General features: G+C 70.1%; 18 protein-coding genes and 1 tRNA gene. 11 read left to right on the top strand and 8 right to left on the bottom strand.

Annotated features, from left to right (window positions below; genetic code table 11):
- Nucleotides 1-32: 32 nt before the first annotated feature.
- Both FB471_RS10720 and FB471_RS10715 read right to left on the bottom strand, forming a co-directional pair.
- Nucleotides 33-105: transfer RNA gene (locus FB471_RS10720), tRNA-Arg, on the bottom strand.
- Between the two features lie 62 nt (nucleotides 106-167).
- Nucleotides 168-1,613 carry a phytoene desaturase family protein gene (locus FB471_RS10715; protein WP_141997404.1) on the bottom strand — a complete coding sequence of 482 codons (1,446 nt, stop codon included), beginning with the start codon at nucleotides 1,611-1,613 and terminating at the stop codon, nucleotides 168-170.
- A gap of 184 nt (nucleotides 1,614-1,797) precedes the next feature.
- Here FB471_RS10715 and FB471_RS10710 point away from each other — a divergent pair, with 184 nt between their 5' ends.
- Both FB471_RS10710 and FB471_RS10705 read left to right on the top strand, forming a co-directional pair.
- A complete protein-coding gene (locus tag FB471_RS10710; protein WP_141997402.1) occupies nucleotides 1,798-2,718 on the top strand; it encodes a cation diffusion facilitator family transporter in 921 nt (306 codons plus the stop codon).
- Nucleotides 2,719-2,784: 66 nt separating this feature from the next.
- Nucleotides 2,785-3,435: a DoxX family protein gene (locus tag FB471_RS10705; protein ID WP_246076340.1), complete on the top strand. Its 651-nt coding sequence runs from the start codon at nucleotides 2,785-2,787 to the stop codon at nucleotides 3,433-3,435.
- A gap of 12 nt (nucleotides 3,436-3,447) precedes the next feature.
- On the opposite strand, the gene ilvD is transcribed toward FB471_RS10705, so the two are convergent.
- Both ilvD and FB471_RS10695 read right to left on the bottom strand, forming a co-directional pair.
- Nucleotides 3,448-5,289 (bottom strand): dihydroxy-acid dehydratase, encoded by a 1,842-nt coding sequence (gene ilvD, locus FB471_RS10700; protein WP_141997398.1) that lies wholly within the window; start codon nucleotides 5,287-5,289, stop codon nucleotides 3,448-3,450.
- A gap of 141 nt (nucleotides 5,290-5,430) precedes the next feature.
- Complete coding sequence (locus FB471_RS10695; RefSeq protein WP_141997396.1) at nucleotides 5,431-5,886, bottom strand: PH domain-containing protein; 456 nt, start codon at nucleotides 5,884-5,886, stop codon at nucleotides 5,431-5,433.
- A 444-nt stretch (nucleotides 5,887-6,330) separates the two neighbouring features.
- Between FB471_RS10695 and FB471_RS10690 the strand changes: the two genes are divergently transcribed.
- The 4 genes from FB471_RS10690 to FB471_RS10675 are packed head-to-tail and all read left to right on the top strand — an operon-like array spanning nucleotide 6,331 to nucleotide 10,100.
- Complete coding sequence (locus tag FB471_RS10690; RefSeq protein WP_141997394.1) at nucleotides 6,331-8,205, top strand: acetolactate synthase large subunit; 1,875 nt, start codon at nucleotides 6,331-6,333, stop codon at nucleotides 8,203-8,205.
- The gene (ilvN, locus tag FB471_RS10685) at nucleotides 8,205-8,711 is read left to right on the top strand and encodes an acetolactate synthase small subunit (RefSeq protein ID WP_141997392.1); all 507 of its coding nucleotides are present in this window, start codon (nucleotides 8,205-8,207) and stop codon (nucleotides 8,709-8,711) included. The genes FB471_RS10690 and ilvN overlap by 1 nt, the downstream gene beginning before the upstream one ends.
- A 43-nt stretch (nucleotides 8,712-8,754) precedes the next feature.
- A complete protein-coding gene (gene ilvC, locus FB471_RS10680; RefSeq protein ID WP_141997390.1) occupies nucleotides 8,755-9,768 on the top strand; it encodes a ketol-acid reductoisomerase in 1,014 nt (337 codons plus the stop codon).
- A gap of 59 nt (nucleotides 9,769-9,827) precedes the next feature.
- Nucleotides 9,828-10,100, top strand: a complete 273-nt coding sequence (locus FB471_RS10675) for a DUF397 domain-containing protein (protein WP_141997388.1) — start codon at nucleotides 9,828-9,830, stop codon at nucleotides 10,098-10,100.
- A gap of 146 nt (nucleotides 10,101-10,246) precedes the next feature.
- On the opposite strand, the gene FB471_RS10670 is transcribed toward FB471_RS10675, so the two are convergent.
- Complete coding sequence (locus FB471_RS10670; RefSeq protein ID WP_246076339.1) at nucleotides 10,247-11,032, bottom strand: SDR family NAD(P)-dependent oxidoreductase; 786 nt, start codon at nucleotides 11,030-11,032, stop codon at nucleotides 10,247-10,249.
- A 313-nt stretch (nucleotides 11,033-11,345) separates the two neighbouring features.
- Here FB471_RS10670 and serA point away from each other — a divergent pair, with 313 nt between their 5' ends.
- From serA to FB471_RS10655, 3 genes are all read left to right on the top strand, one after another.
- Nucleotides 11,346-12,941, top strand: coding sequence for a phosphoglycerate dehydrogenase (gene serA / locus FB471_RS10665; RefSeq protein WP_141997386.1), 1,596 nt, complete (start codon nucleotides 11,346-11,348; stop codon nucleotides 12,939-12,941).
- A gap of 172 nt (nucleotides 12,942-13,113) precedes the next feature.
- Nucleotides 13,114-16,458 (top strand): S8 family peptidase, encoded by a 3,345-nt coding sequence (locus FB471_RS10660; protein WP_141997384.1) that lies wholly within the window; start codon nucleotides 13,114-13,116, stop codon nucleotides 16,456-16,458.
- A gap of 317 nt (nucleotides 16,459-16,775) precedes the next feature.
- A complete protein-coding gene (locus FB471_RS10655) occupies nucleotides 16,776-17,822 on the top strand; it encodes a 3-isopropylmalate dehydrogenase (RefSeq protein WP_141997382.1) in 1,047 nt (348 codons plus the stop codon).
- Between the two features lie 99 nt (nucleotides 17,823-17,921).
- Here the strand turns inward: FB471_RS10655 and FB471_RS10650 are convergent, their stop codons facing one another.
- Nucleotides 17,922-18,755 (bottom strand): helix-turn-helix domain-containing protein, encoded by an 834-nt coding sequence (locus FB471_RS10650; RefSeq protein ID WP_141997381.1) that lies wholly within the window; start codon nucleotides 18,753-18,755, stop codon nucleotides 17,922-17,924.
- 616 nt (nucleotides 18,756-19,371) lie between these two features.
- On the opposite strand from FB471_RS10650, the gene cimA reads away from it, so the two are divergent.
- Nucleotides 19,372-20,997, top strand: a complete 1,626-nt coding sequence (gene cimA / locus FB471_RS10645; protein ID WP_141997378.1) for a citramalate synthase — start codon at nucleotides 19,372-19,374, stop codon at nucleotides 20,995-20,997.
- Between the two features lie 6 nt (nucleotides 20,998-21,003).
- Here the strand turns inward: cimA and FB471_RS10640 are convergent, their stop codons facing one another.
- Nucleotides 21,004-21,669, bottom strand: a complete 666-nt coding sequence (locus FB471_RS10640) for a S1 family peptidase (protein WP_141997376.1) — start codon at nucleotides 21,667-21,669, stop codon at nucleotides 21,004-21,006.
- 127 nt (nucleotides 21,670-21,796) lie between these two features.
- On the opposite strand from FB471_RS10640, the gene FB471_RS10635 reads away from it, so the two are divergent.
- Nucleotides 21,797-22,567, top strand: a complete 771-nt coding sequence (locus FB471_RS10635; protein ID WP_141997374.1) for a fumarylacetoacetate hydrolase family protein — start codon at nucleotides 21,797-21,799, stop codon at nucleotides 22,565-22,567.
- Here the strand turns inward: FB471_RS10635 and FB471_RS10630 are convergent.
- Nucleotides 22,542-23,849, bottom strand: a complete 1,308-nt coding sequence (locus FB471_RS10630) for an FAD-dependent oxidoreductase (RefSeq protein ID WP_246076338.1) — start codon at nucleotides 23,847-23,849, stop codon at nucleotides 22,542-22,544. The two genes, FB471_RS10635 and FB471_RS10630, sit on opposite strands and share 26 nt — an antisense overlap.
- Between the last annotated feature and the right edge of the window lie 18 nt (nucleotides 23,850-23,867).

Raw genomic sequence — 23,867 nt, 5'->3', positions numbered from 1 at the left:
CGCAGGTCAGGCATTATGGTGAGCATAAAATGCGCCCTCGGCAGGATTCGAACCTGCGACACCTGCCTCCGGAGGGCAGTGCTCTATCCCCTGAGCTACGAGGGCCCATCGCTGGGCGACCCGACAAGCCTAGCGCACGCCCTCAAGCCGATCCCGCACCGGGGGAGTCAACGCGCCGGGCCGAGTTCGGGCAGGTCACGGATGCCGAACTCGCGGCGCAGGGCGGAGACGGCCGCGAAGTACCCGGACATGCCGTGCACGCCGGGGCCGGGTGGGGTGGAAGCCGAACACAGGTAGACGCCGCCGAGCGGAGTGCTGTGCGGGTCCCACCGGGGGGTCGGCCGCAGGAAGGTCTGCCGCAGGTTCACCGCGCCCGCGCCGATGTCGCCGCCGACGTAGTTCGGGTTGTAGGCCTCCATCGCGGGGGCGGGGACGCCGTGGCGGGCGAGCACGGTGTCGCCGAAGCCGGGGGCGAACCGTTCGATCCGGGCCTGGATCAGGTCCGTCGGGTCGGTGGGGTCGCCGTTCGGCAGGTGGCAGTAGGCCCACACCGGCCACTTGCCCTCCCGCGCGCGCCCGGGGTCGGCCACCGCGGGCTGGGCGAGCAGGACGAACGGCTCGTCCGGGTACCGCCCCCTGGACACGCCGGTTTCGGTGGCGAAGACCTCGGCCTGCTCGCCGCCGAGGTGCACCGTGCCCGCTTGGCCGACCGCGGGGTCGGCCCAGGGGATGGGTTCGGAGACCAGGAAGTCCACCTTGGCCGCGGCCGGGCCGTAGCGAAACGTGGCCAGCTGTCGCCGGTAGTGCGGCGGGAGCAACCGGCCGGCGATCCGGACGAACACGCTGGGGCTCACGTCCAGCAGGACCGCTCGGGCCCGGCCCAGTTCGGCGAGCTCGGTCACCGGCGTGCCGGGGTGCAGGGTGCCGCCGTGCCGCTCGATGTCCGCCACCATCGCGTCCGCGATGCGCTGGCTCCCGCCACGGGGTACGGGCCAGCCGCAGGTGTGCGCGAGGTGCCCGAGCAGCAGCGACACGGCGCCGCCCGGCAGGCTCGGCAACCTGCCCACCGAATGCGCCGCGACCCCGGCGAGCAGCGCGGGTGCCTGCCTGCCGCAGAAGGCGTGCCGGGACAGGGCAGTGCCGTGTTGCAGGGTGCGCAGGCCGAGCAGCAGCGTGGCGACCGGGTCACGGGGCAGCCTGCGCTGGTCGGAGAAGAAGAAGTCGATCAACTGGGTGCTGCGCCGGGCCAGCGGCGCCATCAGCCGTCGCCACCGGGCACCGTCCTGGCCGAGCCGCTCGCAGGTCTCCTCCAGGTCGCGGTAGGCGATACCGGCGCCGCCATCGAGCGGATGGGCGTAGCTGACCGCCGGGCTCGGCAGCTCGACGCCGCGGGCCTCGAGGTCGAACCGGCGGAAGAACGGTGCGGCTACCGCCATCGGGTGAACGGCCGAGCAGACATCGTGCACCACCTCGCCGTCGAACAGCGGCATCGACCGGAGGCCGCCCCCCAGCCGGTCGGCGGCCTCGAACACCCGTACGGACAGCCCGGCGCGGGCCATCAGCACCGCCGCGGCCAGGCCATTCGGTCCCGATCCGACGATGGCCACGTCCATGCGGGCGACGCTACTCGTGTGGTTGGGCCCTCCGCAGGCTGGGAAAGTCCTTTCGGGGGTTGGGCCGCCATTCGGAGCAGCCTAGGCTGACCTCGAGAGGTTAGGCTCACCTGTATTGCACTTATGCGTATGTCGCTATATGTTCGGCGACGAGGTTGATCACTGAGTGACAGGAGGGACCTCGATGGGCCATGGCCACGGGCACGGACAACTGCCCGCGGATGGCAGTGCCTCCGGGCGCTATGTCGGCAAGCTCGCTCTCGCGTTGGGCATCGGCGCGAGTTTCATGGTGCTCGAACTGGTGGTCGGGTTCGTCACCGGCTCGCTCGCGTTGATCTCCGACGGTGCGCACATGTTCACCGACGTCTTCGGCGTCGGTATGGCGCTGGTCGCGATCCTGCTCGCCCGCCGCAGCGGCCCCACCTTCACCCGCACCTTCGGCATGTACCGCGCCGAGGTGCTGGCCGCGCTCGGTAACGCCGTCCTGCTGTTCGGTGTCGCCGGGTACGTGCTCTACGAGGCGATCGAGCGGATCGGCAGCCCGCCCGCGGTCCCCGGCCTCCCGGTGCTGCTCGTGGCCACCGCCGGCCTCGTCGCGAACCTCGCCTCCTTCCTCCTGCTGCGCTCCGGCGCCAAGGAGAGCCTGAACGTCCGGGGCGCCTACCTCGAGGTGCTCGCCGACCTGATCGGGTCCTTCGGGGTGCTGCTCAGCGGTGCCATCACCCTGCTGACCGGTTGGCGCTACGCCGACCCGATCATCGGTGTCGCGATCGGCTTCTTCGTGCTCCCGCGGACCTACGTGCTGGCCCGGCGCGCGCTGCGAATCCTGTTCCAGCATGCGCCGCAGGGGGTGGACGTTGCCAAGATCAGCGCGGAGCTGGCCGCGGTGCCCGGGGTGATCGACGTACACGACCTGCATGTCTGGACCCTGACCTCCGGCATGGAGGTGGCTTCGGCGCACCTCACGATCGAGCGGGACGCGGAGTCCTCCGACGTCCTGGTCGCGGCCCAGGATCTGTTATCAAACGGTTACTCCATCGAGCATGCCACCCTGCAGGTGGAACCGCGGGAATCCGCCCGGCGCTGCGAGGAACTGTCCTGGTGAGGACACCTGTCGGGTCCGGCGCCCGCTCAGCGCGCCTGCCGGCCGCGAATGCCCTACTCTGCGCGCGTGAGCACTCAGGACGATGAGTACAAGACCACCCAGATATCCACCGGATCCGGATCGGGGCCGAGCGACAGCGGCCTCGCCTCGGAGCAGACCAGCCTGCTGTCCGGGGTCGGCGACGGCACCGACAACACCGGCGGTCAGGTCGACGACTCCACCCGCTGGCACGGCGGCCTCGACCTTGGCCTGCTGCTGCTGCGCGTGGTCGTCGGCGGCACGATGGCGGTACACGGCGCGCAGAAACTGTTCGGCGTCTTCGACGGCCCGGGCATCGGCGGTTTCGCCGACGCACTCGGCGGGATGGGCTACACCAGCCAGACGACCCTGCTGTCCTGGCTCACCGCGCTGGCCGAGTTCGGCGGCGGCCTCCTGCTCGCGCTTGGGCTGTTCACCTGGATCGGCGCCTCGGCCGTTCTCGGTGTGATGGCGAACATCGTGTTCGTCAAGTTCGACAACGGCCTTTCCATGAGTAATGGCGGCTTCGAGTACGAGCTCGTGCTCGGCACCGTCGCGCTGGCTTTGCTGTTCACCGGTTCCGGCCGGGTCGCGCTGGACAAGAACACCCCGTGGCGGCGGAAGCCGATGCCGTTCGCGATCCTCGGCGTGCTGATCGCGGCGGCGGCCTCGGTCGTCGTCATCGTCCTCGCCCGCTGAACCCTGAACCGGCTAGGGGAGGCGGCGGACGGCGCCGGTGTCGGCCGAGGTGGCCAGGTGGGCGTAGGCGCGCAGGGCGGCGCTGACCGGGCGGTTCCGTTCGGTGGGCTGCCAGGGGCGTTCGCCCGCCTCCATCTTGGCCCGGCGCTCGGCCAGGACGTCCGGCTCCACCAGCAACTCCAGCCTGCGCTCGCGGACGTCGATCAGGATCTGGTCACCGTTCTCCACCAGCCCGATCGAGCCGCCCGCCGCGGCCTCCGGTGCGATGTGCCCCACCGAGATCCCGGAGGAGCCACCGGAGAACCGCCCGTCGGTGATCAGGGCGCACCGCTTGCCAAGCCCCGAGCCCTTGAGGAACGCCGTGGGATGCAGCATCTCCTGCATCCCCGGTCCGCCCGAGGGACCCTCGTAGCGCACCACCAGCACCTCGCCGGGCCGGACCTGCTTGCCGAGGATCGCCGAGACGGCCTCCTCCTGGCTCTCCAGCACCCGCGCCGGTCCCTGGAACCGCCAGAGTGACTCCTCGATCCCGGCCGATTTGATCACGGCCCCGTTCTCCGCGAGGTTGCCGCGCAGTACCGCGAGCCCGCCGTCGGCGGTGTAGGCGTGCGCGATGTCCCTGACGCACCCGCCCTCGGCGTCGAGGTCAAGATCGGACCACCGGTTCGAGGTGGAGAACGCCTCGGTGGTGCGCACCCCGCCGGGCGCGGCGTGGAACAGCTCCACCGCCTCTGCGGAAGGACCGGCGGCGCGGATGTCCCATGTGGACAACCATTCGTCCAAGCTCCCGGCGTGCACGGCGCGCACGCCGGGATTCAGCAGGCCGCCCCGGTACAGCTCGCCGAGGATCGCCGGGATGCCGCCGGCCCGGTGCACGTCCTCCATGTGGTAGTCGGAGTTCGGCGCCACCTTGGAAAGGCAGGGCACCCGCCTGCCGATCGCGTCGATGTCGGCGAGGGTGAAGTCGATCTCGCCCTCCTGCGCGGCGGCGAGAATGTGCAGCACGGTGTTCGTGGAGCCACCCATCGCCATGTCCAGCGCCATCGCGTTCTCGAAAGCCTCCTTGCTCGCGATCGCGCGGGGCAGCACGCTCTCGTCGTCCTCGGCGTAGTAGCGCCGGCACAGCTCGACCACCGTGCGGCCGGCGCCGGTGAACAGTTCCCGCCGCGCGGCATGCGTGGCCAACGTGGACCCGTTGCCCGGCAGGGAGAGGCCGAGCGCCTCGGTGAGGCAGTTCATCGAGTTCGCGGTGAACATCCCGGAGCAGGAGCCACAGGTCGGGCAGGCGGAACGCTCCACGACGGACAGGCCCTCGTCGTCAACGGCCGGGCTGGCCGAGGCGGAGATCGCGGTGATCAGGTCCGTCGGCGCCTGCGCCACCCCGTCGACCACCACGGCCTTGCCCGCCTCCATCGGACCGCCGGAGACGAACACCACCGGGACGTTCAGCCGCATCGCCGCGTTCAGCATGCCCGGGGTGATCTTGTCGCAGTTGGAGATGCACACCAGCGCGTCGGCCTGGTGCGCGTTCACCATGTACTCCACCGAGTCCGCGATGACCTCCCGCGAGGGCAGCGAGTACAGCATGCCGCTGTGCCCCATGGCGATCCCGTCGTCCACCGCGATGGTGTGGAACTCCCTGGCCACTCCACCGGCTTCGGCAACGGCCTCGGCGACGATCCCGCCGAGATCCTTGAGGTGCACGTGCCCCGGCACGAACTGGGTGTAGGAGTTGGCGATCGCCACGATCGGCTTGCCGAAGTCGTCATCGGTCATGCCGGTGGCCCGCCACAGGGAACGGGCCCCTGCGGCATTGCGGCCGTGGGTGGTGGTGCGGGAGCGCAGCGCGGGCAAGGCTCCTCCAGTACAGCTCGGCGAACCGGCGCGGGTCGCGGGGCGAGAGGGAAACAGGTGTGCCGGGTGCCGCCGGGCTGTGGCGGGCGGCTGGTGGCGGCTACCTGGTGGGCAGCGCGCGCACGGCGGCCGGGATCGAGGCTACTCCTGTCCGGCGGACGGGGACTCGCTCGTGGTGTCCATGTCCTCGGTCAGCCCGGTGGGATCACCCACGCGGCCCTCACTGACCAGGGACAGCACCGGAAGGTGCCGGGTGCGCACGGTCGGCAGCGCGACTTCCTCGCCGTCGGTGGTCACCGCGCGCACCTTCCCGCGCTTGGTCAGGCTCAGCCCTTTCAGCCGCGACCAGGGCAGTTCCCGCGTGCCGAACACCGTCCGCACGGTGAGTCCACGCGCGTCCGCGACCGTGCGGGTGCGCAGGATCCAGACGAACAGCGCGATCGGCACCAGGTAGAGGGCCTGCAGCCCGGGCAGGGCGAATGCGGCGGGCGTCACACACACGGTGAGCAGCGCCACGGCGAGCGTCGCGATCCCCGGAACGCGCAGGATCGCCTTCCTGCCGGTCGTCGTCGCTTCCTGCCGTGCATTTTTCGCCACCCTTTGATGGTGCACCGCGCGGCTCGGGCGGACGAACGCGGGTCCGGGAGGGCTGTTCAGAACGACCCGGCGACCGCGGGCCGCCAGGCCCGTGCGAGCGGTCGTTGCAGTTCACGGCATTGGTGACGCGCGCCGCGGACCTGAATAACCCGACCCTTGAACAAGACACCGGCAGCGCACCGGCGTTCCAGCATGCGGAAGGCTGGTCCCGCAGAGTTGACACCGCGGACGGCGGCCGATTAACGTCTGAGCCGTGACCTCGCAGATCGGTATCGTACTTCCCAGGCGCGTCGACGCTTAGGGAAGCAGCCTCTGCGTCGACGCGCGACCCTCGTGCGACCTTTCGGTCGGCGAGGGTTTTTTGATGTCCAGACCTCCGCCACCCGAACGAGTGAATAACCGAAGAAATCGCCCCAGGCACCTACACTCCACGAGGCAGAACCGATGACAAGCGCCACCTCGCGATCGGATAAGAACGCCGGGCAGGCACCGGCGAGTGGGACACCCACGCCGAGTCCAGCGCAGCCCGGCCAAGGAGCACGCCCGAAACCGGCGCCGCCCGCAGGCACCCCTGTCCGGGTGACCGGTGCGCAGTCGCTCGTGCGCTCACTCGAGGCGGTAGGGGCCGAAGTGGTCTTCGGTATTCCGGGTGGCACCATCCTGCCCGCCTACGACCCGTTGCTCGACTCCACGAAGGTCCGGCACGTCCTGGTCCGGCACGAGCAGGGGGCTGGGCACGCGGCGACCGGCTACGCGCAGGCCACCGGCAAGGTCGGCGTGTGCATGGCGACTTCGGGACCGGGTGCGACGAACCTGGTCACCCCGCTGGCGGACGCGAACATGGACTCGGTGCCGCTGGTCGCGATCACCGGCCAGCAGACCAGGGCGCTGATCGGCACGGACGCGTTCCAGGAAGCGGACATCTGCGGCATCACCATGCCGATCACCAAGCACAACTACCTGGTCACCAACCCCGCCGATATCCCGAGGGTGATCGCCGAGGCGTTCCACCTCGCGTCCAGTGGCAGGCCGGGGCCGGTGCTGGTGGACATCCCCAAGGACGTGCTGCAGGAGACCACGTCCTTCGTCTGGCCCGCGGAGATGCACCTGCCCGGCTACCGGCCGACCCTGCGCCCGCACGGCAAGCAGGTCCGGGAGGCGGCGCGGCTGATCGCCGGCTCCCGCAGGCCCGTGCTCTATGTCGGCGGCGGCGTGCTCAAGGCGCAGGCCACCGCGCAGCTGCGCGAGCTCGCCGAGGCCACCGGGATCCCGGTGGTCACCACGCTGATGGCCCGCGGTGCGTTCCCCGACTCGCATTCCCAGCACCTCGGCATGCCGGGGATGCACGGCTCGGTGGCCGCGGTCGCGGCGATGCAGCGTTCCGACCTGCTGATCGCGCTGGGCACCCGGTTCGACGACCGGGTGACCGGGCAACTGTCCTCCTTCGCGCCGGACGCCACCGTGGTGCACGCCGATATCGACCCGGCGGAGATCTCCAAGAACCGCAAGGCGGACGTGCCGATCGTCGGGGACTGCGCGGAGATCATCGCGGAGCTGACCACCGCCGTGCGGCAGGAGACCGAGCAGTCGGGGGAACCGGACCTCGCGGCCTGGTGGACCCAGCTCGACTCCTGGCGGGACACTTTCCCCGCGGGCTACGAGTGGCCTCCGGACGGCGCGCTGTCCCCGCAGTACGTGATCGAGCGGATCGGCAGGTTGGCCGGCACCGACGCGGTGTACACCGCGGGCGTCGGGCAGCACCAGATGTGGGCGGCGCAGTTCATCGGCTACGAGCGGCCGGGCACCTGGATCAACTCCGGCGGCCTGGGCACGATGGGCTTCGCGGTGCCTGCCGCGATGGGTGCGCAGTTCGGCCAGCCGGACAAGCAGGTCTGGGCCATCGACGGGGACGGCTGTTTCCAGATGACGAACCAGGAACTGGCCACCTGCGCCATCGAGGGTGCCCCGATCAAGGTCGCGGTGATCAACAACGGCAACCTCGGCATGGTCCGTCAGTGGCAGAACCTGTTCTATGCCGAGCGCTACTCCAACACCGATCTCGGCACACACAAGCACCGCATCCCGGACTTCACGCTGCTGGCCGAGTCGCTGGGCTGCGCCGGCCTGCGTTGCGAGACCAAGGACGAGGTCGACACCGTGATCGAGCGGGCGATGGCGATCAACGACCGGCCCGTGGTGATCGACTTCGTGGTCGGCGAGGACGCGCAGGTGTGGCCGATGGTCGCCGCCGGCACCGGCAACGACGAGATCATGGCCGCCCGCGGGATCCGCCCGCTGTTCGACGAGGATGAGATCTGATGTCCACACACACGTTGAGCGTCCTGGTGGAGAACGTGCCAGGGGTGCTCGCCCGCGTCTCGGGACTCTTCTCCCGGCGCGGCTTCAATATCGAGTCCCTCGCCGTCGGACCCACGGAGAACCCGGAGGTGTCCAGGATGACGATCGTGGTCGCCGTGGACGAGCTACCGCTCGAGCAGGTGACCAAACAGCTCAACAAGCTGGTCAACGTCATCAAGATCGTGGAGCTCGATCCGAGCACCGCGGTGCAACGCGAACTGCTGCTGGTCAAGGTCAGGGCGGACGCCACCGTGCGCAGCCAGGTGCTGGAGACCGTGCAGCTGTTCCGTGCCAAGGTGGTGGACGTCTCGCCGGAGGCGTTGACCATCGAGGCCACCGGCACCGGCGACAAGATCAACGCCCTGTTGCGCATGCTCGAACCGTATGGGGTCCGGGAACTTGTGCAGTCCGGCATGGTCGCGGTCGGCCGGGGTGCCCGGTCCATCACGGCGACCGGAACGCGCTGAAGCACAGCCACAGACAAAAACCGAAAGGAAGTCAGAAACCCTCATGCCAGCCGAAACCTTTTACGATGACGACGCCGACCTCGGCCTGATCCAGGCACGCAAGGTGGCCGTTGTCGGCTACGGCAGCCAGGGGCACGCACACGCGCTGAGCCTGCGCGACTCCGGCGTCGACGTCCGCATCGGACTCCCCGAGGGCTCGAAGTCCCGCGCGAAGGCCGAGGAGGAGGGCCTGCGCGTGGTCACCCCGGCCGAGGCGGCGGCCGAGGCCGACCTGATCTCGATCCAGGCCCCGGACACGGTGCAGCGGACCGTGTACGCGAACGACATCGAGCCGAACCTGAAGCCGGGCGACGCGCTGTTCTTCAGCCACGGCTTCAACGTCCGGTACGGCTACATCACCCCGCCGCAGGGCGTGGACCTGGTGCTGGTCGCCCCGAAGGGGCCAGGGCACCTGGTGCGCAGGCAGTTCGTGGACGGCAAGGGCGTACCCAACCTGGTCGCGGTGGAGCAGGACGCCTCCGGCAACGCGCTCGCGCTCGGCCTCGCCTACTCCAAGGGCATCGGCGGCACCCGGGCCGGCACCATCAAGACCACCTTCACCGAGGAGACCGAGACCGACCTCTTCGGCGAGCAGGCGGTGCTGTGCGGCGGCACCTCGCACCTCATCCAGGCCGGGTTCGAGACCCTGGTCGAGGCCGGGTACCAGCCGGAGATCGCCTACTTCGAGGTGCTGCACGAGCTCAAGCTGATCGTGGACCTCATCTACGAGGGCGGGATCGCCAGGCAGCGCTACTCCTGCAGCGACACGGCCGAGTACGGCGACCTGACCCGCGGCCCGCGGGTGGTCACCGAGCAGACCAAGGCGGAGATGAAGAAGATCCTCGGCGAGATCCAGGACGGCAGCTTCGCCAAGGAGTGGGTGGCCGAGGACGAGAACGGCAGGCCCAACTTCACCGCGCTGCGCACGAGGGGCCAGGAGCACCCGATCGAGGAGGTCGGTTCCAGGCTGCGCGGGCTGATGTCCTGGGTGGACCGCCCGATCACCGAGACCGCGTGACCGGCGTGCCGGGGTGGTCGCCTGCGGTGACCACCCCGGCACGGGATAACGTTGCGTACATGAGTGAGCAACAGTCCGATCCGGTCGACGACAAGGCCCACATCCGGGACGAGCTGGACCTCAGCAAGGCGGAGTGGCAGCGCGCCGAGCCGGAGGGCGAGACCCTCGAGGACGCCGTGGAGTACGCCTTCGTGCCGCATACCGACGGCGTGACCTACGTGGCCATGCGACAGTCCTCGCAGCCCGACGGCGTCATCCTGGTCTTCACCCCGGCCGAATGGGATGCCTTCGTCGCCGGCGTCAAGGACGGCGAGTTCGACGAACCCTGGTGAGCCGTTGTTCCCCGTCGCCCCTGCAGAGCCCTGAACGGCACGATCAGGACGTTCAACGCCGCGAACGTGGCGTTTGAGACGTTCAGCGTCTCGAAAGTGCCGTTCAGGGCATATGGGTGCCGGTCACGCTGGGTGCGCGGCGTAGCTCAGGCGGCGAACCCGCCGTCCACGGCCAGCCCGGCGCCGGTGATGTAGCGGCCGCTCTCGCCGGCAAGATGCGCCACGGTGGCCGCCACATCCACCGCCTGCCCGTAACCGCCGAGCGCCACGAACTGCCGGTTCGCGTCGCCCGCAGGCCCGTCCGCCGGGTTCATATCGGTGTCGATCGGCCCGGGGTGCACCGTGTTCACCGTGATACCGCGCGGCCCGAGTTCCCGCGCGAGGGTCCTGGTCAGCCCGGCGACGGCGGCCTTGCTCATCCCGTACAGCGTCAGCCCCGGCAACGCGCCGCGCTCGGCGGCGCAACTGCCGATGTTGATGATCCGGCCGCCCGCGGGTAGGTGCCGGGCGGCCGCCTGCGCGGCGAGGAACGGCCCGCGCACGTTCACCGCCAGCACCCGGTCGACGTCCGCCACCGGGATGTCCTCGACCGTGCCGAAGTATGCCGCCCCGGCGTTGTTGACCAGCACGTCCAGCCGGCCGAACTCGGCGACGGCCCGCTCCACGGCGGAGACCGCCTCGGTCGCGTCGGCACTGTCCGCCTGGATGGCCAACCCGCGCCGGCCCGCGGCCTTGACCTCGGCCACCACGTTCTCGGCCTGGTCCACGCTGTGCTGGTAGGTCAGCACGACATCGGCTCCGGCCGTGGCGAGGCGGATGGCCACCGCGGCGCCGATACCCCTGCTGCCACCGGTGACCAGTGCCACCTTTCCGTCGAGCCGGTCGTCCAGCACCACAGCCTGCTTGTTCGGGAAGTACGTTGTGTCGTTCACCTGACCCATACAAATCGCTCGGAGCAGCGGAAGCTGGCATGAAACGGACAGGACGTTCAAATATTCAACTACTTTTCGGCGGGCCCGCGTTCGTTGCGAGTTGCGATCAAGTCAATGGCCGTACCCCCGACCCGCCGCCGTCCGGACTACACTGCGCCGCATCCGGGCACAGCGTCGTGACCGGTCAGCGCAGGTGGGTGTACCACGTCAGGCAAGGCACCGGCGGCTGACCACGGTCACTCGATCTCCGTCGCACCTGAGGGCGCCCGCATCCTGAGCAAGGAATCAGAAGTCGAGCATTGGGAGCCGCATCGTGAGCAAGCCCAGCCAGCCAGTCGTCCTACTCGCCGAGAAGCTCGCCCCATCCGTGGTGAGTGCGCTCGGTGACGAGGTCGAGGTCAGGCACGTGGACGGCACCGACCGGCCCGCGCTGCTGGACGCTGTGCAGGAGGCGGACGCCCTGCTGGTCCGCTCGGCGACCAAGGTGGACGCCGAGGTGCTCGCCGCCGCGCCCGTCCTCAAGGTGGTCGCCAGGGCCGGGGTAGGGCTGGACAACGTCGAGGTACCCGCCGCCACCGACCGCGGCGTGCTGGTGGTCAACGCGCCGACCTCGAACATCGTCTCGGCGGCCGAGCACGCCGTCGCCCTGCTGCTCGCGGTCGCCCGCCGGGTCCCGGCCGCCGACCAGAGCCTGCGTGGCGGCGAGTGGAAGCGCAGCTCGTACACCGGGGTCGAGCTGAACGGCAAGACCGTCGGCATCGTCGGGCTCGGCAAGATCGGCCAGCTGGTCGGGCAGCGGCTCGCCGCCTTCGGCACCGAGCTGATCGCCTACGACCCCTACGCCTCGGCCCAGCGCGCGTCGCAGCTCGGCATCGAGCTGGTCAGCCTGGACGAGTTGCTGCGGCGGTCCGACATGATCTCCATCCACCTGCCGAAGACCCCGGAGACCACCGGCCTGATCGACGCCGAGGCGCTGGCCAAGACCAAGCAGGGCGTGATCATCGTGAACGCGGCCAGGGGCGGGCTGGTCGACGAGGAGGCGCTCGCGGACGCGGTGCGCAGCGGCCAGGTCGGCGGTGCGGGGGTGGACGTGTTCGTCACCGAGCCCACCACCGCCAGCCCGCTGTTCGAGCTGCCGAACGTGGTGGCCACCCCGCACCTGGGCGCCTCGACCACGGAGGCGCAGGACCGGGCCGGCACCGACGTGGCCCGCTCCGTGGTGCTCGCCCTGCGCGGCGACTTCGTGCCGGACGCGGTGAACGTCGCGGGCGGCCCGGTCGGCGAGGAGGTCCGGCCGTTCCTGCAGCTCACCCAGAAACTGGGCACCGTGGTGTCCGCGCTGAGCTCCAACCCGCCTGCCTCGGTCACCGTGGTGGTACGCGGCGAACTGTCCGGCGAGGACGTCAGCGTGCTGTCGCTGGCCGCGCTGCGTGGGGTGTTCTCCACCGTGGTCGAGGACCCGGTGACCTTCGTGAACGCGCCGCGGCTGGCCGAGGAGCTCGGCGTCGGGGTGGACATCACCACCGAGACGGAGAGCCCGAACCACCGCAGCCTGGTGACCGTGCGCGCGGTGCACGCCGACGGCACCACCATCTCGGTCTCCGGGACGGTCACCGGCAAGGACGAGGTGGAGAAGCTGGTCGAGGTGAACGGGCGGCACTTCGACCTGCGTGCCAAGGGCAACATGCTGCTGCTGGAGTACCCGGACCGCCCTGGGATCATGGGCCGGGTCGGCACCCTGCTCGGCGAGGCCGGGATCAACATCGAGGCCGCGCAGATCAGCCAGACCACGGACCGCTCCGACGCGGTCATGCTGCTGCGGGTGGACCGCGGGGTCGACTCCCACGTGCTGGAATCGACCGGCTCGGCCGTCGGTGCCCGCACGATCCGTGCGGTCACATTCGAGTAACGCTGATCCGGCGCGGCTACCAAAGTAGTAAGCATCCGCAGCTAGGTTCGTGCCCGCGAGGCGGAACCACGGCGCCGTCGAGGGCACGGCGCCAGGCGATGCGCGCACCGTCGGGGCTGGTCGGGAGCGCGTGTGCGGGTTCTGAGGGCGCCTCGGGTAAGGGCACGAACTCATGAGTCGGATTCGCGTACCCGCGTGGGTCACGCGGTCGTCAGCGGCGGTCCTCGCGGCCGTCCTGACGACCGCCCTCGCCGGGGTGCCGAGTGCGTCCGCGCAGCAGGATCAGCCGTTGGCCGACGCCGTCCCACCCACCGGGAGCGCGGTGGCGGGCCTGCAGGGCACGCTCTCCCCGCGACTGGCGGCGGCACGGGGCCGGACGACGGCCTTCGTCGAATTGGCCAAGCGGCCCGCGGTGGACGCGTTCAACACCGAACGGGCACGGGGCGCGGGCAAGGAGCAGGCGAAGCGGGCCGCGCGGGCGGCCCGGCGGGAGACCGCGGGGGCGGTGGACGCCGTGCTCGGGCAGTTGCGCTCGCTGGACGGCGCGACCGAGCTGGTCACCGAGACCGTCAACGCCGTACCCGGCGCGGTGGTGACCGCGGACGCGGCCGAGCTCAGGCGGATCGCCCAGCGCGCCGATGTGGTCTCGGTGCGGACCGTCGTGCCCAAGAAGCGGACCAACAGCGGGGCGACCCAGCTGACCAGGACGCTGAACGCCTGGCAGCAGACCGGTCGCTTCGGCGAGGGCATCCGGGTCGGGATCATCGACGACGGCGTCGACTACACGCACGCCGACTTCGGCGGCCCCGGCACCAAGGCGGCCTACGAGGCGATCGACCGCACCAGGGTCGAGGCCTCCTACTTCCCGACCGCGAAGGTGGTCGGCGGCACCGACCTGGTCGGCGACGACTACGACTCCGCGGGCGAGGCGGGCTCACCGACCCCGCGCCCGGACCCCAACCCGATCTCCTGCGGGCAGCACGGGACGCATGTGGCGGGCACCGCGGGTGGTTTCGGGGTGAACGCGGACGGCAGCACCTTCACCGGTGACTACGCCGAGCTGACCGCCGACGACGTGGACGAGATGCGGATCGGGCCGGGGTCGGCGCCGAAGGCGCTGCTGTACGCCATCAAGGTGTTCGGCTGCCACGGTTCCACCAGCGTCACCACCCAGGCCCTCGACTGGGCGCTGGACCCGGACGGCGACGGGGACTTCACCGACCACCTCGACCTGGTGAACCTGTCGCTGGGCAGCGACTACGGCGCCCCGGACGACCCGGACTCGCTGTTCGTGCGCAAGCTGGCCGCGAACGGGGTGCTGCCGGTGTTCTCCGGCGGCAACGGCGGGGACCTCTACGATATCGGCGGCTCGCCCGGTAACACCCCGGAGGCGTTGACCGTGGCCAGCAGCAGGGACGCCTCGGTGCTGCGGGACGCCGCCGAGGTCACCGCGCCCGCCGAGCAGGCGGGGCAGCGGCCGGGGCAGTTCAGCCAGAACTACGCCGGCTACGACGACCTGGACCGGACCAGGCCGGTGGTCGCGCTCTCGGCAGGCAACCCGGATGGCTGCCGGCCGTTCTCCGCGGCGGACAGGGCGGCCGTGGCAGGCAAGTTCGCCTGGCTGGAATGGGACGACAACGATTCGACCAGGGCCTGCGGTTCCTCGACACGCACCGACAACGCCGCGGCGGCCGGCGCCGAGGGTGTGCTGCTGTCCTCCACCCTCGAGCACTTCTCGGCCGGGATCGCGGGCAACGAGGACATCCCGGCCTTCCAGCTCACCGGCACGGCCACCGGGACCCTGCGCCCGGCACTCGAGGCCGGCACGCTCCAGGTCCGGCTGAGCGGGCACGGCAGGGCCGCGTTGCAGACCTACGACGAGTCCATCGTGGACAGCCCGAGCGGGTTCACCTCGCGCGGCGTGCGCGGGCCGAGCGTCAAGCCGGACGTCGCCGCGCCGGGCGACACCATCGCCTCGGCGCTGTCCGGCAGCGGCAACGGTCGCACCGTGCTGTCCGGGACCTCGATGGCCGCCCCGCACACGGCGGGGATCGCGGCGCTGATCCGGCAGGCGCACCCGGAATGGTCGGTCGAGGAGGTCAAGGCCGCGGTGATCAACACCGCCGGGCACGACCTGCATGACGCGCGGGGCGACACCTACGCGCCGCAGCGGGTCGGCGCCGGCCGGATCGACGCGATCGCGGCGCTCGAGAACGAGGTTCTCGCCTACGTGCAGGACGACCCGGGTGCGGTGAGCGCCACCTTCGGCACGGTCGAGGCGGCGGGCCCGGTCTCGTTGACCAAGACGGTCAAGGTGGTGAACAAGGGCGTCCGCCCGGTCACCCTCGGCGTGTCCTACGCGGGCGTCACCGAGCCGCCAGGGGTGCGCTACGAGCTGTCCACCGACACGGTGCGGCTCAGCCCGCGTGGTGTCGCGCGGGTCCGGGTGACCCTGCGGATCGACGAACCCTCGGCGCTGCGCAAGGTCATCGACCCGACGATGGCGACCGAGCAGAGCGGGCTGGCGCGCCAGTTCCTCGCCGACGCCTCCGGCCACGTGGCCTTCACACCGCGCGAAGGGGCCACGGTCGGGCTGCGGGTTCCGGTGTACGCGGCGCCCAAGCCGGTCTCGGCGATCAGCACGCCGTCCGAGGTCCGGTTCCACGGTGGGCAGAACCAGGCCGTGCTCGACCTCGGCGGCCGCGGCGTCGTCCAGGGTTCGGGCAGCCAGGCGTACCGCTCGCTGATCAGCGTGTTCGAGCTGCAGGCGAAGTCCGGGCGGCTGCCGGAGTGCCGGGGCCAATCCGGGCGCAACTGCACCATCAACGACACCGCCAAGAGTGGCGACCTGCGCTACGTCGGTGCCACCTCCACCGCCCCGCTGGCCAGGCGGCAGGGCGACCCTGAGAGTTCGCTGCTCGCCTTCGGCCTCGCCACCTGGAGCGACTGGGCCAATCTCGGCAGCAACACGATCCCGTTCGTGGACATCGACACCACCGGGGACGGCAAGCCGGACTTCGAGTCCTACGTGACCAAGGTACCGGGCACCGACGTGTTGCTGGTGAACACGGTGGACCTGCGCAAGCCGGGCCTCCCCTCGGTGGACGTGCGGCCGGTGAACGGGCAACTCGGCGATGTGGACACCAACGTGTTCGACACGAACGTGGTCGTACTGCCGGTGCGCATCGCGGCGCTCGGCATCGACCCGAGCGCGGAGTCGCACCGGATCAGCTACACCGCGGGCACCGTCGGGTACTACAGCGCGCCTGGGCACGACCTGATCGACAGCATCGGCGAGCCGGTGTCCGTCGACGCGCTCGCGCCCGCCTACACCGTGCGGGGCGGCGGGGATCCGGCGCTGTCCTACCTGGCACGGCCCGGTACCGCGCTGGTGGTGGACCGCAACGCGGACGCCGCGCGGGAGGACACCGTGCTCGGCCTGCTGGCCCTGAACCACCACAACGCCTCCGGCCGGCGGGCCGAGGTGGTGCGGGTGCAGGCGACCGGCCGCGGCTGAGCAGGAACGATCGGATCAGCCCGGGGTGGATGTCCACCCCGGGCATCCCTCGTTCGGCGGAGCGACAGTGGCACCCAATGACACGGATGGGTGTCTCGGACTGCGGGATGCTCCGACGTACGGGTGGTGCTGCTTCGGTGGGTTGGCGACGGCCGGTAACCTGCCGTGGCTGGAGTTACCAAGGAGACTGGAAGTAGCCGACCTGAGCTGGCCACCTGTACCGGTCAGCTGCTTCCGGTCGGATTGGTACCTACTGACGCTGTAGGTGGTAGATGGGGCAGTCGGGACACCGGCCCCCGGTCAACGGAGGTGTGTGGATGCGGCTCGCGGTGATCCCAGGTGACGGGATCGGGCCCGAAGTGGTCACCGAGGCGCTCAAGGTGCTCGGTGAGGTCGTGCCGAGCGCGGAGATCACCAACTACGACCTCGGTGCCGCGCGCTGGCACTCAACCGGCGAGCTGCTGCCCGAGTCGGTGCTGGGGGAACTTCGGCAGCATGACGCCATTCTGCTCGGCGCGGTGGGTGATCCGACCGTGCCGAGCGGGATTCTGGAGCGCGGGCTGCTGCTGCGCCTGCGCTTCGAGCTGGATCACCATGTGAACCTGCGGCCCGCCCGGCTGTACCCCGGCCTTCGTGGCCCGCTCGCCGACCCGGGCGAGGTCGACATGGTGGTGGTGCGGGAAGGCACCGAGGGGCCGTACGCGGGCAACGGCGGCCTCTTGCGCAAGGACACCGAGCACGAGATCGCGACCGAGGTCAGCGTGAACACGGCCTTCGGGATCCGGCGGGTGGTGACCGACGCGTTCAACCGGGCCGAGGAGCGCCCGCGCAAGCATCTGACCCTGCTGCACAAGACGAACGTGCTGGAGTACGCGGGTTCGCTGTGGTCCCGGATCGTGGAGGAGGTGTCGCTGGAGCACCCGGACGTGACGGTGGCCTACTCGCACGTGGATGCCGCCACGATCCATCTGGTGACCGATCCCGCCCGGTTCGACGTGATCGTCACCGACAACCTGTTCGGCGATATCGTCACCGACCTCGCGGCCGCGGTGACCGGTGGCATCGGGCTGGCCGCGAGCGGGAACATGGACATTTCCCGGCGCAACCCGAGCATGTTCGAACCGGTGCACGGCAGCGCGCCGGACATCGCAGGGCAGGGGCTCGCCGACCCGACCGCCGCGGTGCTGTCGATGTCCCTGCTGCTGGACCATCTCGGCCAGAAGGAGGCCGCGCGCCGGATCGAGGCCTCGGTCGCCTTCGACCTCGCCACCAGGGACCAGTCCTCGCCGGGAGCCACCCACTCGATCGGCGACCGGCTCGCCGCGCTCGTCTCCTCCAACGACACCACCCGCCCCGTCCCCTGACCGCCTACTCATAGCAGCTCGCGCCGGAGCACTGGGTCAGCGGAAAGCGGTAACCTCGGCTAGCCGAGGTTACCGAGCATCCAGGCCGCGGCGTGGGGGTCAGCCGGCGAGCTGTTCGGCGGCGCGCGAAAGGACCGTCCGTGCGTCGTCGCCGTCAGCCGCAGCGGTCCAAAGACGGCCGGTGAGCCGATGGTAGAGAGCGACCTGCTCGGGATCGTCGATCTCGACCTCGGCAGTGATGTTCTCGATGGTGACGTAATCGTCCACGATCCAGTAGCCGTGCACAGGTACGTGTGGCAGTTGGCGGTAGAGCGGCAGGATGCCGAGCCGGACGTGCGGCATGCCGATGAGTGTGGCCAGCCGATCGAGTTGCACGATCAGCTCGGTCGGCATGGTGATCATGTGAGCCAGAGCTGCCTCACTGATCAGGATCTCGATCTGCTTGTCGGTGTCGTAGAGGATCTGCTGACGCTTCATCCGTGCCTTGACGGCGGCCTCGGTGTCGTGCGGTATCTCGAGGAGGTCGGCTTGGGTTCGGAAGATGCGGCGCGCGTAGTCGGGAGTCTGGACCAGGCCGGTAACCGAGGTGATGTCTACGGCGCGGATCCGAGTAGCACGTTGCTGCCGCTGGTCGAGTTGGGTCTGTTTGTCGCGGTGACCAGCGCGGAGCTGGCGACGCCACTCGATCTGCTGAACGCGCAGCTCAGCCAACTCGGCGAGTAGATCGTCCCGCGCTTCCGACGCATCGAGCAGCGTGCACCACTCGATCACGTCGGAGTCGTCGGGCGTCTGCTTGCCGGTCTCCAGCTTGGAGACCTTCGACTGTGGCCAACCGAGCTCGTTGGCGACATCTCGACCAGATGCGGCGTGGTGCTCACGCAGGCGCCGTAGCTTGGCGCCGAACTCCTTGCGCCGGGTCTCGAAGTCGGTCACGGACTCCTCGTCTGGTCACCTGTTGGCGGTCGCGTATGCGTCGAACGGTAGGGAATGGTCCCACGCGATGCGTTTCCACCGGCGGTACGGCTCCACCTCGCCGCTCACTCGGCAGGCTCGGACCTGTTACCACTGCCGGACCGTGTACCAGACCTCCGGTCACGCCACGGGCTGCGAGCAGCACCACGAGGCCGAGGACGACATTGCCCGCGAGGCCACACGCGGTGCCCGGTCGGCGGGAGCCGTGCGGTGACGGGCCGGCAGGAGCGGCGAGCCGCGCTGGTACTGGCCGTCGCGGCCCTGGTCCTGTCGCTGTTCATGCTCGGGTCGCCGGCCACCGGGTTGTCGTGGGGCGGCCGACCTTCCACGGTGGACCGGATCCCCAGGTGGTCGCCTCCTGACCGCACCGGATGCGGCATGTCAGTATCCGGGAGTGGGTGACCACGATTTGGAAGCGTGTCCTGGGTATGGCATGATGCCGACATGGCTTTCTCTGCGGTGATCATTATCCGCAAGCGCGCCGGGTAAGTGCTCGACCGAGCACCCGGCGCGCAGACCTCTCGCATCCGCGGGAGGTTTTTTTGTTGGTACCGACACGCCCATCCCAGGAGAGACCGTGACTCGCACGGAACCGGCAGGCACCCCACTCGGCGACGACTTCCACCTCTACGACACGACCCTGCGCGACGGTGCGCAGCGGGAGGGGATCTCGTACTCGGTGACCGACAAGCTCGCGGTCGCCCGGTTGCTCGACGAGCTCGGCGTGGGCTTCATCGAGGGTGGCTGGCCGGGGGCGTTGCCCAAGGACACCGAGTTCTTCGCCCGCGCGGCTGAGGAACTCGTACTCAAGCACGCCGTGCTGGTGGCCTTCGGTTCCACCCGTAAGGCCGATGTCGCCGCCGCGGAGGACGCGCAGGTGCGGGCGCTGCTGGACTCGGCGGCACCGGTGGTGACCCTGGTGGCCAAATCGGACCGCAGGCACATCGAGCGTGCGCTACGGGTCGATGTGGACACTGCCTGCGCGATGGTCCGGGACACCGTATCCTTCCTGGTCGGCGAGGGGCGCAGGGTGTTCCTCGACGCCGAGCACTTCTTCGACGGCTACGCCCACGATCCGGACACCGCGCTGCGCGTGCTGGACGCGGCCGGCGAGGGCGGCGCCGATGTCGCCGTGCTGTGTGACACCAACGGCGGGCAGCTCCCGTTGCGACTCGCCGAGACCGTGCGCGAGGTCGCCGCGCGTACCGGGCTGCGGCTCGGGATCCACTGCCAGGACGACACTTCCTGCGCGGTGGCGAACAGCATCGCCGCCGTGCAAGCCGGCGCGACCCACGTCCAGTGCACCGCGAACGGTTACGGGGAACGGGCAGGCAACGCCGACCTGTTCGCCGTGACGGGAAACCTGGTGACCAAGCTCGGCATGGAGGTGCTGCCGACCGGCGGCGCCGCCGAGCTGACCCGCGTCTCCCATGCTCTTGCCGAAATCGCGAACATCGCCCCCGACACCCACCAGGCTTACGTCGGGGCGTCGGCCTTCGCCCACAAGGCGGGGCTGCACGCGAGCGCGATCAAGGTGGATCCGTTGTTGTACAACCACATCGATCCCACCTCCGTCGGCAACGACATGCGGGTCCTGGTCACCGAAATGGCCGGCAGGGCCAGCCTCGAACTCAAGGGACGTGAGCTCGGGGTTGACCTCGCCGGCCAGCCCACGGCACTGACCAGCGCGGTGGACAAGGTGAAACGTCTCGAGGCGAGGGGATGGTCCTTCGAGGCGGCCGACGCCTCGCTGGAGCTGTTGCTGCGCAGGGAGGTGCAGGGGCCGGACCGGGACGTGCTGGACGAGCCGCCGTTCGTGCTGGAGTCCTACCGGGTGGTGCTGGATCACCGGGCCGACGGTGAGGTGATCTCCGAGGCGACCGTCAAGGTTCACGCCGGTGGCGAGCGGGTGATCGCCACCGCCGAGGGCAACGGTCCGGTGCATGCGCTGGATGCCGCGCTGCGTAAGGCACTCAGCCCATATTTGTCCTGGTTGGACACCGTGGAGCTTGCGGACTACAAGGTGCGGATCCTGCCGGGGCATCCCGGCACCGACGCGGTCACCAGGGTACTGGTGGAGACCTCGGACGGGCAGCGCGAGTGGACCACCGTCGGCGTACACGAGAACATTGTGGAGGCCAGCTGGCTCGCCCTGTGCGATGCGCTGGTGCACAAGGCGATGCGGCAGCGCCAGCCGGCCTGAACCGGGTCAGCCGGTGAACAGGATCAGCCCATACCGCTTCAGGACCGGGTTGACCGGAACGAAGTAGCTGCTGCCGCCGGCGGCGCAGTTGCCCGACCCGCCGAGCAGGACGCCCTGTGCCTGGTCACTGTGGACGAACGGTGCGCCGCCGTCGCCCGGTTCGGCGCAGACACTGGTCCTGGTCACCCCGTGCACCCGCCCATCGGGGTAGACGATCGTCTGGTTCTTCGCCTGGATCACGCCGCAGTGCCAGCCGGTGGTGCTGCCGGTGCGGCACACCGAGGCACCGATCGGCGCCTCCGCCGACCCGGTGAGCGTCAGCCGCCCGCCGGGCCCGCTGATCCACGGCACCAGCTTCCAGTCGGTGGTGTTGGTGACGTGGATGACGGTGATCCCGGTCTCCGCCGCGATCACCATGCCGACCACCCGCTCGCCGCTGCGGACGGTGTCGCCGGGCCGGCCGCAGCCGCCGCCCGCGACCAGGTACCACTCGCCGGGCCAGCGATCGGTGGCCGCGAAGGAGGTGGTGCAGCGGTGGTCCCCGCCGGAATGCAGGGTGAGCCCGCCGCCCAGCGGGGCGCGCTGCTCCGCGGCGAGGGCGGTGGACGGCGTGCCCAGCAGCAGGGCCAGCACTGCCGCGAGGAGCCAGGGGAGGAAACGGAAGGGGCGCATGACGGCCTCCATCTGCAGGGGTTGTCCATTGAATATAGGCAGGTGCGCGGCCCCAGCCCAGCGGTCGAACGGAGCAGTCCGGTGGCCTGGTGAAGGTAGAGGACACTCGGCTGGTTACCGTGGTGTCGTGCGTCTGGCTCGAATTGCTCATCCCGGTGGCGTCGCGTTCGCTTCGATGGAAGGGGACGGTGCGGAAGCCCAGGTACTGGAAATCGCCGAACATCCGTTCGGCCGGCCCAACTTCACCGGCCGCCGTTGGCCGCTGGCCGATGTGCGGCTGCTCGCCCCGATCCTGCCGTCGAAGGTGATCGCGGTGGGCCGCAACTACTCCGCACACGCCGCGGAGTTCGGCAACGAGGTCCCGGCCGAGCCGATGATCTTCATCAAGCCGTCCACCAGCGTGGTGGGGCCGAATGCCGCGATCAAGCTGCCACCCAGTTCGTCCCGTGTGGACTTCGAGGGTGAGCTGGCCGTGGTGATCGGCCAGCCGGCGAAGAACGTGCCCGCCGCGCGGGCCTCCGCCGCCGTGCTCGGCTACGCCATCGCCAACGATGTCAGCGCGCGGGACCAGCAGAAGGCGGACGGCCAGTGGGGCAGGGCGAAGGGGTACGACACGTTCTGCCCGCTCGGGCCGTGGATCGAGACCGCGGCGGACCCGGCCGACCTGGCCCTGCGCAGCGAGGTCGATGGCGAGGTCAAGCAGGACGCGCGTACCTCCTCGCTGGTGCACAAGGTGCCGGAGTTGGTCGAGTTCGTCTCGCACGTGATGACCCTGCTGCCAGGGGACGTGATCCTCACCGGCACTCCGGACGGGGTCGGCCCGATCAGCGCGGGGCAGCAGGTGTCCATCACCATCGAGGGGATCGGCACGCTCACGAACCCCGTGCAGGCCGGCTGAGCCGCCGGGCGAACGCCGGTGCGTGCTCCGGCCTGAGCCCGATCCCGACCAGGTAGGCCGGCAGGAACGTGGCCTTGGGCACCGCCCACATCAGCCGCACCATCGGTTTCGGCGGCCCGTTCCGCCTGCCCTCGACCACCGGCCGCACCACGACGCGGTGCAGGGTGCGCTGCAGGGTCTGCACCAGGATCGTCGGCAGCAGGCGACGGCCGCGCACCCTCGCCAACTGCCGCGGCCCGACCCTGCCGTGCCGCAGCGGTTCGGCGAGCAGGGTGGCCGCCGCCACCGCGTCCTGCACCGCCAGGTTGATCCCGACCCCGCCGATCGGGGACATCGCGTGCGCCGCGTCCCCGATGCACAGCAGCCCGTCCACGTGCCACCGGTTCAGCCGGTTGAGCCGGACGTCCAGGTGCTTGATCTCGTCCATCGACTCCAGCGTGCCGGCCCGGTCGGCGAACTGGGGGAAGAGTTCGACGAGGTCCTCCCGGAACCGCTCGATCCCGGCGGCGCGTAGCTGCGGATCACGGCCCTTCCGCGCGATCCAGGCGATCTGGAAGTAGCCCTCGCGCGGGATGACGATTGCGAACCGGCTGTCCCGCATCCGGGGTCGCAGGCTCGAGTCGGTCTCGTCCGCCCTGCGCGGCAGCCGGAACCACCACGCGTCGATGGGCACCGGCAGCTCCTTCGGGCGGAGGTTCGCCTCCCTGCGGGCCAGCGACCAGCGCCCGTCGCAGGCGATGGTCAGCTCGGCGGACAGCTCGCCTGTCTCGCCCTCGGCGGTCCGGTACCGCACCCCGGTCACCCGGCCGCCGGCGCGGATCAGCTCGGTGACCTCGGTGTGCATCCGCAGGGTGAAGGTGCTCTCGGCGTTTCCCGCCTCGGCGAGCAGGTTGAGGAAGTCCCACTGCGGCACCATCGCGATGTACGGGTGGGCGGTGCGCAACCGGCGCAGGTCCCCGACCACCAGGCTCTGCTCGTCGTCGATCGGGAAGGCGATCTCCTCGAGCCTGCTCTGCGGGAGCTCGGCGAACCGTTCGCCGAGACCCAGCTCGTCGAGCAACTCCTGGGTCGAAGGGTGCACGGTGTCCCCGCGGAAGTCACGCAGGAAGTCGCCGTGCTTCTCCAGCACCGTGACCTCCACCCCGGCCCTGGCCAGCAACAGCCCGGCGACCATGCCGGCCGGTCCACCGCCGATCACCACGCAGGTCGTGCGCTCGGTCATCGCCACCACCTCTTTTTCATCATATGTTGAATAACTACACGATGCACCCGGCACGTCCACCGCGTCAAGCCGATACGC

Source organism: Amycolatopsis cihanbeyliensis, from assembly GCF_006715045.1.
In the GTDB taxonomy this organism is placed as follows: Bacteria; Actinomycetota; Actinomycetes; order Mycobacteriales; family Pseudonocardiaceae; genus Amycolatopsis; species Amycolatopsis cihanbeyliensis.
The sequence above is the reverse complement of the archived record's forward strand: the minus strand, read 5'-3'. Positions and strand labels throughout refer to the sequence as shown.